Below are 13,189 nucleotides of genomic sequence, written 5' to 3'. Positions count from 1 at the left end.
GGAACATGGCGGATCAGGGCGGAAACGCAGGCAGGAGGTGCGCCGTGGAGCAGGCGCCGGAACCCCAGCAACCGGAGGACGACGACGTTCTGGATGCCTATTCCCGGACCGTCATGCGGGTAGCGGCTGCGGTGACCCCGCATGTGGCGGCGATCGAGATGACTGCCCAGCGCCGTAATGGCCGGGTCAGGGTGGGAGCGGGCTCGGCCGTACTTTTCACGGAGGACGGCTACCTGCTCACGAATTCGCACGTCGTGGCCGGTACCCGGCAGGGCTACGCTGTCTTTGGCGACGGCACCAGGATGGAACTCGAGCTGGTGGGCGCAGACCCCCTGTCCGATCTCGCGGTGGTCCACGGTTCCCGGCCCAAGGTCCGGCCCGCCGTGTTTGGCGCGGCGGAGACCCTGCGTGTGGGGCAGCTTGTGGTGGCGGTGGGGAACCCCCTGGGTCTGGCAGGTTCCGTGACCGCAGGGGTGGTCAGCGGCCTGGGCCGTGCCATACCTGTCTGGTCAGGCGGTAACCGGCGTGTCATCGAGGACGTCATCCAGACGGACGCGGCCCTGAACCCCGGAAACTCCGGCGGTGCGCTCGCGGACACCCATGCCAGGATCGTGGGCATCAACACCGCGGTGGCGGGCGCCGGCCTGGGACTGGCCATCCCCATCAACGCCACCACCCGCAGGATCATTTCCGCGCTGCTGGCGGACGGGCGGGTGCGCCGCGCCTACCTTGGCCTTGTCAGCACTCCCATCCAGCTCACACCCAGTGCGGTGATCCGGACCGGGCTGCGCGAAGGACTTCGTGTCGTGGAGGTGCTGCCCGGTTCGCCCGCGGACAAGGCGGGCCTGTCCGCAGGGGACATCATCATCACGGCGGGTGGCCGCGCCGTGAACAACGCCGAGAGCCTGCAGCGGCTCCTGTTTGCGGACGCCATCGGCCAGCCGCTCGACGTGGCAGTGCTGCGCGACGGCGCCGAACTGCACATCACCGCTGTTCCGGAGGAAATGACGGGAAACGGCACGGCTTAAGGTTCGACGGCGGTCAGGCACCCTGGGCAGGCAACGCCCGGTGACCTACGGACGAACCGGGGGCGCTTCCACGTCCGCGATGCCCACGAAACGGGTCCCCACGCCGTCGTACTCGCTGCGGACGTGGCCGGCGCGGACAGGCGGAACCTCCGCTGGGGCGTGGTGTCCGCACACCACGTACGTAAAGTCGGGCCACCACTTCTTGGGCCGCGCCGCTTCCTCATAGCCACAGACGGCGCATTCCAAGTGCACCCAGACGGGCCGCTTTCCCGTCCGGTTGGCGCGCGACTGCACCAGCCAGGGCGGGGGATTGTCCAGGATGGCACGGAGCTCGGCCTCCGTCATCCACTTGGGCAGGCCATGGCGCTGTGCCATTTCAAGGGGAACATCAAGGGTTATTGCCGCGTCGCGTCTGCTGATCATCACCTTCAACCATACGGGAGGCGGCCAAATCGCCTGGCCGGGCCTGGCCGGGCCGGGCCGGGCTGGAGCCGGGCTCCGGAACTCAGCCGACCAGGGCGATGCCCGCGGCCGCAGCAGCAAAGCCCAACGCAAGGTTGACCGCCACGTTCAGCACCGCCGAGCCGAACCGTGCTTCGCTGAGCAGGCGGATGGTGGCCGTGGTCCAGGAACTGAAAGTGGTGAGCCCTCCGGCCAAGCCGGTGGCCAGACCCAGCTGCCATTCGGTGCCCAGTCCCAGTCCGGTGGTCAGGCCGTGGGAGAGCCCGATGACGAAGCACCCCACCACATTGACCAGCAGGGTGGCCCAGGGCCAGTGCAGGGCTCCGCGGCCGTCCGCGCGGACGCTTCGGATGCTGCTGTGGTGCGCAAACCAGCTGTCCACCCCGAACCGCAGGAGGGCGCCGGCCACGCCAAATACCCCCACCAGGGCCGCAGCGATCATGGCCGGCCATCCCGGCTGCACGATAGGAACCTGCCGGTCCGCCACCCGGCGCCGGCGGCCGCCAGGCCGAGGACCAGGGACAGGCCCAGATAGGTGATCCATACCGGGTGGGCGGAGGCGCGCGCCAGCTGGTCCGAGGCGTAGATGACTGCCGAGAAGGTGGTGAAGGAGCCCAGCAGGCCGGGTCCCACCGCTGCCCGCAGCCAGAATGCCGTGTGCGGGCGGGCCATCCAGACTGTGGTCAGGGCCGCCAGGACGAAACTGCCGCTGATGTTGATGGCCAGCGTGGCCCAGGGGAGGGAGCCGGGTGCGTCCGGGAATGCCAGCCCCAGCCCGTACCGCAGTTCGCTGCCGATCAGCCCGCCGGCGGCCACGGCCAGCCACGCCGAGCCGTTGGGCATCGCCACGTCAGGATCCGCCCAGGACGCAGCCAGGGTGCGGGGTGTCGCTGGAGACCCACAGCGCTGAGGCGATTTCATCGGCCAGGTCGTAGTCCCGGGGCGTGCCCGAACTGCCGATCCGCACCACCATGGGGCCGCCAAACGGGCGCCGTCCCACCACCTCCACCTCGGCATCGAGGTCGATGTCCTGGGCGGCGAGGTACCGCAGCAGCTCTGGGTTGTCATCGCTGATCCGGGTGATCCGGCCGCTGTGGCCTTCGTCCAGTTCGGCGAGCAGGTGGGCGCGCGGCATCAGTACCTGGCCGTCGGCGGTGGGGATGGGGTCGCCGTGCGGGTCCCGCTTAGGGTCCCCGAGCTTCGCCGCGACGCGTTCAATGAACGTGTCCGAGACCGCGTGCTCCAGCTGTTCAGCTTCATCGTGGACCTCGTCCCAGCTGTAGCCAAGGCGCTGGACAAGGTAGGTCTCGATCAGCCGGTGGCGGCGGACCATGGCCAGGGCCAGCCGCAGGCCGGCCTCGGTGAGGGTGACGGCGCTGTACGGCTTATGGTCCACCAGGCCCTGGTCCTTGAGCTTGCGGACCATCTCCGAAACCGAGGAATTGGCCACGCCCAGCCGCTGTGCCAGCTGCGAGGACGTGATGGGCTTGTCCTGCCATTCCGTGAACGAATAGATGACCTTGACGTAGTCCTCGATCGAGGAGGAGGGCGCGCTGGTCTTCACAGGTTCAAGCCTACCGGTTGGGCCGCGGCGGCAGAGTCCGCTGCACTGGTCATGCCTTGACCGCGCGCCAGGCGAGCGTGAGGTAGGGAAGGTGGATCTGCTGGTCCGGGGCGTAGGCAAGGTGCTCGTGCAGGTACCAGTCCAGGTTGGCCAAGACCTTGGCCCTCGTTGCCTCGTTGGCGCGCAGGTAGTAGCTGCGTGACTTGGTGAGCTCCATCAGGTCCGTGGTCGTCACAGTGTCCTGCCAGTGGCTGACGTGTCCCTCGAGACCTTGGAATTCAGGCCCCACGACGGGTTTGTGGCCAGGCCGGTACACGTCACCTGCGTGCATGATCCGGGAAAGGCGGTGTACCCAGGGCACGGAGGTGTCCAGCTGGTTCCATACCAGGCCCAGGGTTCCATGCGGGCGCAGCACCCGGGCGAGTTCGGTACTTGCGGCCAGCGGGTCGCACCAGTGCCACGCCTGGGCAACGGTTACGACGTCGAAGCTGGCGGTGGGAAGGCCGGTCACCTCGGCGGAGCCCACCACAGCTGCGGCGCCCGGGCAGTGGGTCTTCAGCTGGGCGAGCATGTCCGCGGAGGGGTCGACGGCGGTGACGTCCAGGCCCAGGTCCAGCAGCAAGGAGGTGAACTTTCCGGTACCCGCGCCGACGTCCAGTGCCTCATGGGCGCTGGTGGGCACCAGCCAGCGGACCGAGTCTTCCGGATATCCGGGGCGGACGCGGTGGTAGTGCCCGCCGCCGTCCTGGAAGCTCTGGCCAAGCTCCCGGCGCCGCCCGTGATCGAGCCTGGGGCCACCCCGAACCAAGCGTGGCCTCCTTCGTGTGCTGCCGATGTGGACGTCTCTCGAATGTACCGCACGGACGGTCACCGGCTGGTGCCCCAAGGGGCACCCTCTTTGCTGTAGCTGCTCAGTCGTCGATGCAGGGGGCCGCGCCGGCCGTTCCCGGCGTGTTGGGCGCCCAGTGCGGGTAGGTGCGGAAGTCGTTGGCGGGGACCCAGCGCCCAGCGTCCACCACGTAGTCCCACCCCAGCCCGTTGCTGCGCAGCGCACGGATACCGGCGAGGAGGCGTTCGGCATCCTCCAGCCGTGAGCCGATGCCAAAACTTGCGCGGAGCGAACCGGACGGCAGGCCAAGGCGCTTCAGCAGGGGATGGGCGCAGAAGCGTCCATCGCGCAGGCCCACGCCGTGCTCGGCGGCGAGATAGGCGGCCACCAGCCCCGCGTCGTAGCCCTCCACGGAGAAGTTAACCACGCCGATGGTGTCCGTTTCCGGGTTGCTGTCCTTGAAGATCTGGTGCACGGTAACGCCGTCGATGTCCTGCAGGCCCTCCACCAGGAAGGAGCGGATCGCGGCTTCGTGGGCGTGCCACCGGTCCTGGTCGAGCTCAGCAATGACCTGGGTGGCGCGGGCCAGCGTGGCGGCTCCGAGGACGTTCGGCGAGCCCCCCTCATGGCGGGCCGGGCCGCTGGCCCAGCTGACGCCGTCGAGCCTTGCTTCCTTGACCGCGCCGCCGCCGGCAAGGTGCGGGACGCCCGCGTCCAGCCAGTCAGGCCGTCCCACCAGGACGCCGGCGCCGAACGGTGCGTAAAGCTTGTGGCCGGAAAACGCGAGGTAGTCGATGTCATCCGTGCTGATGTCCACCCGGCGGTGCGGTGCCAGCTGGGCCGCATCCACCACGATCCGTGCGCCGTGCTGGTGGGCCAGCGCGGCCAGGGCGCGGATGGGAAGGATCTCGCCGGTGACGTTTGAAGCGCCGGTGACGGCCAGCAGGCTGACCCCGCCCTGCTCCAGCTCCGCGCGGACGGCGTCGAGGGTGCCGGTGATCGTCTCCGCGGCCACGATGCTGCGGTGCGGCACGCCCTGCCACGGCAGCAGGTTCGCGTGGTGTTCGATGTCCAGGTAGAGGACATCGCCGTCAGGGCGGCCATGGGTGACCGGGAGGCAACCTGCCAGGAGGTTCAGCGAGTCGGTGGTGTTGCGGGTGAAAATGACCGAGTCGTCCGGGCGGCCGCCGACGAAATCGCGGACGATGGTGCGCGCGTTCTCGTAGACAGAGGTGCTGATCTGGGAGGCGTATCCTGCCCCCCGGTGGACGCTGGCGTAGTAGGGCAGGATTTCGTTCAGGTAGGCGGACACCACGGAGAGTGCAGGGGCCGAGGCGCCGTAATCCAGGTTTGCGTACCGCACGTGGCCGCCGGTGATCAGCGGCGCCTGGATCTCGGCTCCGGTGACTGCCGCGAGGGGCCGGCCGGCAACGGCATGCCGTTCAGCAACTGCCGCTTCGGTGCTGACGGGCTGGGGGGAGACGGTGGCAGTTGTCACAGAGACCTCACTTGAATACAGGACTCCGGCATAGTGGAATCCGCGCTTGCCGCATCCGCTCCGGACCGGCCTGGTCGTCACCCGGGGCACCCCACCGCGAATGGAGGGTTGCCGGCCAGCAAACCGGGGTTTAGCGCTGGCACTCGTGACCTGGATAAAAGCGTAGGACATGCGGCTGACAGGACTGAACCCGCAGCGATTGTTAAGCGGTTTGTTACGCGATTTCGAATAAACGGCGGCGGACACCCCCATCGGGAGGTGTCCGCCGCTGCTTTATTCGTTTTTTCGGGGAAAAGCCAACCGTTACAGCAAATCGTCCAAATAAGGGTTCAGGCGGTGCAATACCTCTGAGTGCAGGATCGAGTTGGTGGCCAGCGCGTTCCCGCCGAAGGGGCCGTCCTCGCCTTCCAGCGACGTGAAACGGCCGCCGGCCTCCACGACGATCGGCACAAGGGCGGCCATGTCGTAGAGGTTCAGTTCCGGTTCGCAGGCGATGTCCACGGAGCCCTCCGCCACCATGCAGTACGACCAGAAATCGCCAAAGGCACGGGTCCGCCACACGTCCTCGGTGAGGCCCAGGAACTCGTCAAGGTTTCCCCGTTCCTTCCAGCCCGTGAGGCTGGAGTAAGAGAGGGAGGCGTCCGATAGTGTCGAGACGTTGGAGACGCGGAGCCGGGTGGCAGCTGCCAGGGACCTGCCCATGTATGCGCCCATACCCTTCGCCGCCCACCAGCGCTTGCCCAGGGCCGGGGCGCTGACCACGCCCACCACCGGCTCGCCCTCGTCGACGAGGGCGATAAGGGTAGCCCAGACCGGAACGCCGCGGACGAAGTTCTTGGTCCCGTCAATGGGGTCGATGATCCAGCGCCGCGACCCGTGTCCCGTGCTGCCGAACTCCTCGCCCAGGACCGCGTCCCGGGGGCGGGAACGCGAGAGCTGGCCGCGGATGGCTTCTTCGGCGGCCTTGTCCGCATCGGTGACCGGCGTCAGGTCCGGCTTGGTCTCGACGTGGAGGTCCAGGGCCTTGAAGCGGCTCATGGTCTGGTCATCCACGGAGTCGGCCAGGACATGTGCCAGGCGCAGGTCATCGTTGTAGCTCGAAGCGGGTTGGATCATGGTTCCAAACTACAGTCTGCGCACGCTTCTGCCGGGGAGAACGCGTCAGTTGACGCTGCCGAGCTCCTTGGTTTCCTGTGCTTCCAACCTTGGATCCGTGCCGAGCAGCCGCCGCAGCGACGCCAACCGGGCGGGACCGGTGGGACCTGCGTGTCCGCCCGCCACCCAGTCGTCGAGGCCGCAGTTCACTGCAATTGCCGTGTGCTTGCAGCCCCGTTCGCAGTTCTCGATGCCGGGGGAGAGGTCGGGGAAGGAGCGCAGGATCCGGTCGGGGTCCACGTGGGCGAGGCCGAAGGACCGGATGCCCGGAGTATCAATGATCCAGCTGCCGGCCGGAGCGTCCGCGAGGCGCAGCGCCAGGGCAGAGGACGACGTGTGCCGGCCCCGTCCCGTCACGGCGTTCACTCCGCCGGTGGCCCGCTCGGCCCCAGTAAGCGCGTTCACCATGGTGGACTTGCCCACGCCTGAGTGCCCGAGCATGACGGTGACCTTGCCGCCCAGGTGGGCGCGGAGGGCTGCCACCGCGGTGCTGTCCAGCCGGGCCGAGAGGCCGTCGTCGGAGCGCGCGTCGATCCCGGAGGCCTGGGCGTCAGCGGTTCGGCTGATGATCACCGGGAAATCCAGGTGGGTGTAGTTGGACAGCAGTTCCGCTGGATCCTTGACGTCGGCCTTGGTGACCAGCAGGATCGGCTCGATACCGGCGTCGTACGCAGCCACCAAGGCACGGTCGATGAATCCGGTCCGCGGCTCCGGATTGGCGGCCGCCACCACGATCACCAGCTGGTCCGCGTTGGCCACCACGGCACGTTCGATTGGATCCGTGTCGTCGGCGCTGCGCCGCAGGAGCGTTTTGCGGTCCTGGATCTTCACCAGGCGCGCCAGCGTGTCCGGTGCCCCGGAGACGTCCCCCACGAGCGAGACGAAGTCGCCGGCAACCACCGGCGAGCGGCGAAGTTCGCGGGCGCGTGCCGCAATGACCACGCGTTCGTTGTTCGAGTCCTCACCCACGACTGCGGTGTACCGCCCCCGGTCCACCGTGATGATCCGTCCGGTGACCGCATCGTCGTGGCTGGGACGGTCCTTGGTGCGGGGCCTGGAGCCCTTCTTGTTGGGCCTGATACGGACGTCGGACTCGTCCCAGGAGTCAGTGCGCCGTGCCACCGCTGGGCTCCTCCGGTCCGGATGCCGCAGCGGCGTCCTGGGCCAGCATGCCTGTCCACAGCTGGGGGAAATCGGGCATGGTTTTGGCGGTGGTGGCGATGTCCTCCACCTGTACGCCCTCCACTGCCAGGCCCAGGATGGCGCCTGCGGTGGCCATTCGATGGTCCGCGTAGCTGCGGACGACGCCGGCGTGCAGCGCGGCGGGCCGGATCACCAGGCCGTCGCTGGTTTCCTCTGCGTCCCCGCCGAGCCGGTTGATTTCCGCCACCAATGCAGCGAGCCTGTCCGTCTCGTGTCCGCGCAGGTGGGCGATCCCGGTGAGCCGGGATGGGCCCGTGGCCAGCGCGCACAGGGCTGCGACGGTGGGGGCAAGCTCGCTGGTGTCCGCGAAGTCGCCGCCCTTGATCTCCGGGCCGCCGGTGACAGTCAGGACGCCGTCGGACAGGGTGACGTGTGCGCCCATTTTCACGAGAATCTCGCGCCACAGGTCTCCCACCTGCTGGGTATCCGCCGGCCAGTTGGGAATCCGAACTGTTCCCTTCGAGGCCAGGGCGGCCGCCAGGAACGGTCCGGCGTTGGAAAGGTCCTGTTCGATCCGCTGGTCGAAGGCACGGATTGGCCCGGGTGCCACCACCCAGTGGTTGGGAACGGAGTCGTCCACGGACACGCCGGCGCCGCGCAGGACAGCCACGGTCATGTTGATGTGGTCCAGGCTCGGCACCGGCTTTCCCACGTGCTCCAGGTGCAGGCCCTCGTCGAACCTCGCCCCCACCAGGAGGAGGGCGGAGACGAACTGGGACGACGCGCTGGCGTCGATCACCAGATGGCCGCCCCGCACCGCGCCCTTGCCTTCCACCACGAACGGGAGCGACGACGGAGCGGAGCCGTCTTCGGAGGCAACGGCCACACCGAGGGCCTTAAGCGCCTCGATGATGGTTCCCATGGGGCGCTTCCGGGCGTGCGGGTCGCCGTCGAAGACGCTGGTTCCGTTGCGGAGCGCCGCCAGCGGTGGAACGAACCGCATGACCGTGCCCGCCAGCCCGCAGTCGATCCTGGTCGGGGACGCCTCAGCCGCTGCCGGCAGCGGAACCACTTCCAGGTCAGGGCCAAAGTCGCCGTCCCCCGGCACTTCCGTGATAGTGGCGCCCAGCTGCCGGAGCGCATCGACCATCAGTGCCGAATCCCTGGAGTGCAGGGGTGCGCGCAGCCGGGACGGGCCGTCCGCCAAGGCGGCCAGGACCAAGTACCTGTTGGTCAGGGACTTTGATCCCGGAACCGTCACGGTGGCATCGACGGGCCGGGACGCAAAGGGTGCGGCCCAGTGCTCGACAGGTGTTCCGGACCCGTCCCGGGTGGCAGCTGTTGCGGTCATTCGTGCTTATGCTCCCGTGGCGTGTACGGCGCGGCGTACGGCTTTGTCCGCCTTGTTCAGCTTCTTGGTGGTGGTCCGGCGCGCGTCGGCAGCAAGGTGCGAGGCATTCCTGCGGGCATCGGCGGCCAGGTGTTCGGCACGCCAGGCCAGGCCCGGCTTGCCCGCTGTGTCCACCGAGGCCAGCAGCGCGCCGCCGCTCAGCGAGAGGTTCTTGAGCAGCTGGTTCCGGCGGTTTTCCCGCCCTTCCTTGCTGCTGATATCCGCACTGCGCCACTCAACAAAGGTGTTAAGCAGCGAAATCACCGTCAGGAGGCCGGCTGAAAGCCTGGAGAACTTGCCAAGGCCGAACAGGACGCCTGCTCCCACCTGGGTTCCGCCGATGACGCGCGCCAGCGTCTTCTCGCTCGCCTGGAAGGGGAGCGAAGCCGCCGCCTTACGCAGGAGCGGCGAGAGCTGCTGGGCGGTGTCGTCGGAGTTCTTGAGCTTATCCAGTCCGGCAAGAACGAAACTGGAGGCAAGCATGGGCCGGGCGAGCGTGCGGACAAAGGACATGAATTTCCTCCTGGATGGACGAGCCGCGGCAAGCGGCGGAGTCGGTCCTAGTCTTGCACTTTTGGGGAATATTTGCCCGCTGAGGGCGGTTATCGATGTCGGGTCCGTGACAGGGACCCAGGCGATCATTCACCCGATACAGAGCGGAGTTGGGCCTTGGGGAAGGTGTTGGACGAAACCAGACCGGCGGGGCCGGTGGCATTGGATACTCTTGCCGCGGAGCCGCTGGAGTACGGCATGCCCCGGGCGGGAAGCCGGACAGTAGACTTGAAGGCAATGAGCACCTTGGATCCGGCCGCCGCGGCCATGTATGAGGCCACCCCTGCCGAAGTGAACGGCAAGGCGGGAGCCGCGCCCCTCCCGTCCGGTCAGGATGGTCCTGGTTCCCGGGCCGCCGACGCCGACGCAAATGACAGTACCGAACTGGATGTCTCCGCGGAGACCATGGAGCAGCGCCGCCTTCGCTTCGAGCGGGACGCCATGCAGTACGTGGACCAGCTGTATTCGGCTGCGATGCGCATGGCACGGAACCCGTCGGACGCGGAGGACCTGGTCCAGGAGGCCTACACCAAGGCCTTCTCGGCGTTCCACCAGTACAAGCCGGGAACCAACCTGAAGGCGTGGCTGTACCGGATCCTCACCAACACGTACATCAACCTGTACCGCAAGCGGCAGCGTGAGCCCTTGCAGTCCAACTCGGACAGCATTGAGGACTGGCAGCTGGCGCGGGCGGAGTCGCACACCTCGAGCGGACTGCGGTCCGCCGAGGCCGAGGCATTGGACCACCTCCCGGACTCGGACGTAAAGCGGGCGCTGCAGGATATCCCTGAGGAATTCCGCCTGGCGGTCTATTTCGCTGACGTGGAGGGCTTCGCCTACAAGGAAATCTCAGACATCATGAACACGCCCATCGGCACCGTGATGTCCCGGCTCCACCGCGGTCGGCGAATGTTGCGGGACATGCTCGCGGAATACGCCGCCGAGCGGGGATTCAAAACAGCCGTGGATACGTCGGAAGCGGCAGGAAGCAAAGCACAGGAGAACAGGAAATGAGCGATTGCCAGGGATTGGGCGACTGCGACGACACCCGGATGCAACGCATCTACGAATACCTTGACGGGGCGCTGACCCGCGAGGACTTGACCGAGATCAAGAACCACCTGGATGAGTGCCCTGAGTGCACCCAGCAGTACGACCTCGAGTGCGTCATCCGCAACATGGTCAAGCGCTCGTGCAAGGAGTCCGCTCCGGATAACCTGAAGAACGCCATCCTGGACAGGATCCACGCGATCCGTCCCGTGGAGGCATAGGCATAAAGCGCCGGCCTCCGGATCAGGGCCGCAGACAGCAAAGGACCCCGTAAGCCGAATGGCTTGCGGGGTCCTTCGCTTGAACCGTGTTCCTGGCATTTGCCTAGGTGTTGGGGCGCTTCCCGTGGTTCGCGCCGCCACGCTTACGGTCACGACGCTTGCGTGCACGCTTGCTCATAGCTGGCCTCCTTACTGTTGGTACTCAAAAGAGCTGCCCTCCAGTCTCCCACATGATGTGGCGCCCCGCGAACCGGGAAACGGCGAATGACCTGCGGCAGTGCCTGCAGGTCATGCCCTAATGCCGCAGGGTGCTGCGGATGGCTGCCCGGGCGTCTTCCAGGACAGTACGGACAGTTTCCAGGGTCACCGGGCCTATGGGCTCGCGCAGGGCGTACCGGCGCAGTTCTGCACGGAGGTCGTCACCGAAATGCTGCAGCATCAACTCCACGTCACGCCGTTGCACCGAGGCTGCAATGCCGTTCTCCACGCCCGCCAGGTCATCCCGGCGCCGGTCCAGCTCTGCGAGGCCCGCGGGGGTGATGTGGTAGTTGGTGCGGCGCCCGGCCTGCTCAGTGGACACCAGGCCGTCCTCCTCGAGCTTGCCCAGCCTCGGGTAGATGGTCCCGGCGCTGGGTGCATAGGTCCCGCCAAACCGGTCCCGGAGCGCCTTGATGAGTTGGTATCCGTGTTTGGGCCCGCTCTCGAGCAGGGCCAGGAGGTAGAGGCGCAACGCACCGTGTGCGAAGACGGGCGGCATCAGCGTTCCGTTTCGCCGCCGTCAACGGATGCCGGAGCGTGGAAGATGGAGGTCTTGCCCGACACCGAGTTGGTCCGCACCAGCATCAATTGGCCATCCGGCCCGGCGATGGTCTCCACCTTGCCGTTGGCCAGGAGGCACTGCTGTCCGTCCAGAACCACCGCACCGCCGGCCGACTTGGCCACAATGTCCACGCCTACGTCATGGGGCAGGCGGATGGTGAGGTCCCCGGAAACCGAGTTGGAGCCGAAATCCCGGGTGAAATCGAGCAGGTCGAAGCTGAGGTGGCCGCTGACCGTGTTGGTGCGCACATTGGTGAAGTGGCCGGACGCAGTAACCTCACCGGAGACGCTTTTGGCGGTGAGTACGCCGCGGTGGTCCCGGACAGCCACGTTTCCGCTGATGGTGTTGACCTGGAGTTCGCCGGACGTGCCCTCTGCTGCCACCGTGCCGGAGACGGTGTTGAGGCGGACGTGGGCGGAGGTGCCGGAGACCAGGCCGTCGCCGCTGACAGTTCCCGCTTCGACCTCTGTGCCGCCAGGAACGGCAACGGTGATGACGGCGGAATTCCCGCTGTTGTGATTGACCGTCTCCATGAGGTTCTTGAACCACCCCTGCGCGCCGTGCAGCTGGTGCCGGACCTCCAGCCTGCCGCCACTGAGGGAGACGGCGACGGGGTCGCCGTGGACCTCGGACACCTCAATCCGGACCACAGGTTCGGCATGCGCCACGACGCGGAAGCTGCCGCGTACCATCCCCAGCTTCAGGGACGCCACGTCTCCTACGACGATGGTCTGCGGGCTCTCGACAGTCCAGGTTTCCTCAGCCACGGTCCCTCCAAAAGACGATATATCGCGTTGCCACTACAACTTATCGCCGCAGGCGGACCGGGTCAAGATATATCTCGAAGCCTACTGCGGTGCTTCCAGGCCCAGCCACTGGAACCAGCCGCGGTGCAGAACCAGCCACGCCATGAGGCCATATCCGGCCTGACCGGGTGTGCCGCCGTTGGCGGCCAGGTCCTGGCGCCACTGTTCGTGGTTCAGGAGGGGTGAGAAGGTGTCGACGTAGAGGTGCTTGCGGCGGGTGGTGACATCCGCAAAGGCGGTGTTCAGCTCGTCAAGGCGCCGGTTCTGGGCCGGATCGAGAGTGGGGGGCGGTCCCACCACGAAAACCTCGATCCGGTTCTGGGAAGCCGAGTCCAGGATGTTGGCCAGGTTCAGCCTGCTCCGTGCCGTGGACAGGCCAAACTCGATATCGCGTCCGGACAGGCCTATAACGAGCCGATTCTCCGCTTGGGCGCTGAAGCGGCGGCCTGCTTCGTCCAGCCACCGCGCCGCCAGCCCCTCAGTGCCTTCCTGGGGGCAGGGGAGCGCGTAGCTTTCCAGCAGCATGCCGTCCTGGGGAGTGCGGGCCAACACCCGGCCCAGCCAGCCAAGCGCACGGGGATCGCCCAGTCCGGCCAGCAGTTCATCTCCTACAGCTGCGATCCGCAGCTTCCTGTCTTCCACGCGTTCCTCTTTACTTCGGTACGGGTCTA

At 67.2% G+C, this 13,189-nt stretch carries 17 protein-coding genes and 1 riboswitch; of the genes, 3 read left to right on the top strand and 14 right to left on the bottom strand.

Features of this window, described 5'->3' with window-relative positions; all coding sequences use genetic code 11:
- The first annotated feature begins 5 nt into the window (after positions 1 to 5).
- Positions 6 to 1,028 (top strand): S1C family serine protease, encoded by a 1,023-nt coding sequence (locus tag LFT46_RS13010; RefSeq protein ID WP_373462116.1) that lies wholly within the window; start codon positions 6 to 8, stop codon positions 1,026 to 1,028.
- 45 nt (positions 1,029 to 1,073) lie between these two features.
- On the opposite strand, the gene LFT46_RS13005 is transcribed toward LFT46_RS13010, so the two are convergent.
- From LFT46_RS13005 to LFT46_RS12960, 10 genes are all read right to left on the bottom strand, one after another.
- The gene (locus tag LFT46_RS13005) at positions 1,074 to 1,451 is read right to left on the bottom strand and encodes a hypothetical protein (RefSeq protein ID WP_236798849.1); all 378 of its coding nucleotides are present in this window, start codon (positions 1,449 to 1,451) and stop codon (positions 1,074 to 1,076) included.
- An 82-nt stretch (positions 1,452 to 1,533) separates the two neighbouring features.
- On the bottom strand, positions 1,534 to 1,932 hold the full coding sequence (locus LFT46_RS13000) for a fluoride efflux transporter FluC (protein WP_236798848.1): 399 nt from the start codon (positions 1,930 to 1,932) through the stop codon (positions 1,534 to 1,536).
- Entirely contained in the window at positions 1,929 to 2,333 is a 405-nt protein-coding gene (locus LFT46_RS12995) for a fluoride efflux transporter FluC (RefSeq protein ID WP_236802893.1), read from the bottom strand. Before LFT46_RS12995 ends, LFT46_RS13000 begins: the two co-directional genes overlap by 4 nt.
- 7 nt (positions 2,334 to 2,340) lie before the next feature.
- Positions 2,341 to 3,054, bottom strand: a complete 714-nt coding sequence (locus LFT46_RS12990) for a metal-dependent transcriptional regulator (protein WP_236798847.1) — start codon at positions 3,052 to 3,054, stop codon at positions 2,341 to 2,343.
- Between the two features lie 49 nt (positions 3,055 to 3,103).
- On the bottom strand, positions 3,104 to 3,862 hold the full coding sequence (locus LFT46_RS12985; RefSeq protein ID WP_236798846.1) for a class I SAM-dependent methyltransferase: 759 nt from the start codon (positions 3,860 to 3,862) through the stop codon (positions 3,104 to 3,106).
- A gap of 103 nt (positions 3,863 to 3,965) precedes the next feature.
- Positions 3,966 to 5,381: an aminotransferase class V-fold PLP-dependent enzyme gene (locus tag LFT46_RS12980; protein WP_236820030.1), complete on the bottom strand. Its 1,416-nt coding sequence runs from the start codon at positions 5,379 to 5,381 to the stop codon at positions 3,966 to 3,968.
- 37 nt (positions 5,382 to 5,418) lie between these two features.
- Positions 5,419 to 5,532: riboswitch (SAM riboswitch) on the bottom strand.
- Between the two features lie 152 nt (positions 5,533 to 5,684).
- Entirely contained in the window at positions 5,685 to 6,497 is an 813-nt protein-coding gene (hisN, locus tag LFT46_RS12975; protein ID WP_236798844.1) for a histidinol-phosphatase, read from the bottom strand.
- 45 nt (positions 6,498 to 6,542) lie between these two features.
- Positions 6,543 to 7,658, bottom strand: a complete 1,116-nt coding sequence (rsgA, locus tag LFT46_RS12970) for a ribosome small subunit-dependent GTPase A (protein WP_236798843.1) — start codon at positions 7,656 to 7,658, stop codon at positions 6,543 to 6,545.
- On the bottom strand, positions 7,642 to 9,030 hold the full coding sequence (aroA, locus tag LFT46_RS12965; RefSeq protein WP_236820028.1) for a 3-phosphoshikimate 1-carboxyvinyltransferase: 1,389 nt from the start codon (positions 9,028 to 9,030) through the stop codon (positions 7,642 to 7,644). Before aroA ends, rsgA begins: the two co-directional genes overlap by 17 nt.
- Before the next feature lie 6 nt (positions 9,031 to 9,036).
- Positions 9,037 to 9,582, bottom strand: coding sequence for a DoxX family protein (locus tag LFT46_RS12960; RefSeq protein WP_236798841.1), 546 nt, complete (start codon positions 9,580 to 9,582; stop codon positions 9,037 to 9,039).
- Between the two features lie 195 nt (positions 9,583 to 9,777).
- On the opposite strand from LFT46_RS12960, the gene LFT46_RS12955 reads away from it, so the two are divergent.
- Together LFT46_RS12955 and rsrA are read left to right on the top strand one after the other, a co-directional pair.
- Positions 9,778 to 10,635: a sigma-70 family RNA polymerase sigma factor gene (locus tag LFT46_RS12955; RefSeq protein ID WP_373462123.1), complete on the top strand. Its 858-nt coding sequence runs from the start codon at positions 9,778 to 9,780 to the stop codon at positions 10,633 to 10,635.
- A complete protein-coding gene (rsrA, locus tag LFT46_RS12950; RefSeq protein WP_236798840.1) occupies positions 10,632 to 10,892 on the top strand; it encodes a mycothiol system anti-sigma-R factor in 261 nt (86 codons plus the stop codon). The genes LFT46_RS12955 and rsrA overlap by 4 nt, the downstream gene beginning before the upstream one ends.
- A gap of 103 nt (positions 10,893 to 10,995) precedes the next feature.
- Here the strand turns inward: rsrA and LFT46_RS21355 are convergent, their stop codons facing one another.
- The 4 genes from LFT46_RS21355 to LFT46_RS12935 form a co-directional block, all read right to left on the bottom strand.
- Entirely contained in the window at positions 10,996 to 11,070 is a 75-nt protein-coding gene (locus LFT46_RS21355; RefSeq protein WP_369299106.1) for a 50S ribosomal protein bL37, read from the bottom strand.
- 117 nt (positions 11,071 to 11,187) lie between these two features.
- Positions 11,188 to 11,649 carry a PadR family transcriptional regulator gene (locus LFT46_RS12945; protein ID WP_236820026.1) on the bottom strand — a complete coding sequence of 154 codons (462 nt, stop codon included), beginning with the start codon at positions 11,647 to 11,649 and terminating at the stop codon, positions 11,188 to 11,190.
- The gene (locus tag LFT46_RS12940; RefSeq protein WP_236820024.1) at positions 11,649 to 12,479 is read right to left on the bottom strand and encodes a DUF4097 family beta strand repeat-containing protein; all 831 of its coding nucleotides are present in this window, start codon (positions 12,477 to 12,479) and stop codon (positions 11,649 to 11,651) included. Before LFT46_RS12940 ends, LFT46_RS12945 begins: the two co-directional genes overlap by 1 nt.
- A gap of 81 nt (positions 12,480 to 12,560) precedes the next feature.
- Positions 12,561 to 13,160, bottom strand: a complete 600-nt coding sequence (locus tag LFT46_RS12935) for a GDSL-type esterase/lipase family protein (RefSeq protein ID WP_236798827.1) — start codon at positions 13,158 to 13,160, stop codon at positions 12,561 to 12,563.
- Positions 13,161 to 13,189 lie beyond the last annotated feature (29 nt).

It is taken from the genome of Arthrobacter sp. FW306-07-I (assembly GCF_021800405.1).
In the GTDB taxonomy this organism is placed as follows: domain Bacteria; phylum Actinomycetota; class Actinomycetes; order Actinomycetales; family Micrococcaceae; genus Arthrobacter.
This window is presented reverse-complemented; position numbering and strand designations above follow the sequence as displayed.

Coding starts and splice junctions, on each gene's coding strand:
- LFT46_RS13010 (WP_373462116.1), top strand. CDS start 6: ATGGCGGATCAGGGCGGAAACGCAGGCAGGAGGTGCGCCGTGGAGCAG.
- LFT46_RS13005 (WP_236798849.1), bottom strand. CDS start 1,451: ATGATCAGCAGACGCGACGCGGCAATAACCCTTGATGTTCCCCTTGAA.
- LFT46_RS13000 (WP_236798848.1), bottom strand. CDS start 1,932: ATGATCGCTGCGGCCCTGGTGGGGGTATTTGGCGTGGCCGGCGCCCTC.
- LFT46_RS12995 (WP_236802893.1), bottom strand. CDS start 2,333: ATGCCCAACGGCTCGGCGTGGCTGGCCGTGGCCGCCGGCGGGCTGATC.
- hisN (WP_236798844.1), bottom strand. CDS start 6,497: ATGATCCAACCCGCTTCGAGCTACAACGATGACCTGCGCCTGGCACAT.
- aroA (WP_236820028.1), bottom strand. CDS start 9,030: ATGACCGCAACAGCTGCCACCCGGGACGGGTCCGGAACACCTGTCGAG.
- LFT46_RS12960 (WP_236798841.1), bottom strand. CDS start 9,582: ATGTCCTTTGTCCGCACGCTCGCCCGGCCCATGCTTGCCTCCAGTTTC.
- rsrA (WP_236798840.1), top strand. CDS start 10,632: ATGAGCGATTGCCAGGGATTGGGCGACTGCGACGACACCCGGATGCAA.
- LFT46_RS12945 (WP_236820026.1), bottom strand. CDS start 11,649: ATGCCGCCCGTCTTCGCACACGGTGCGTTGCGCCTCTACCTCCTGGCC.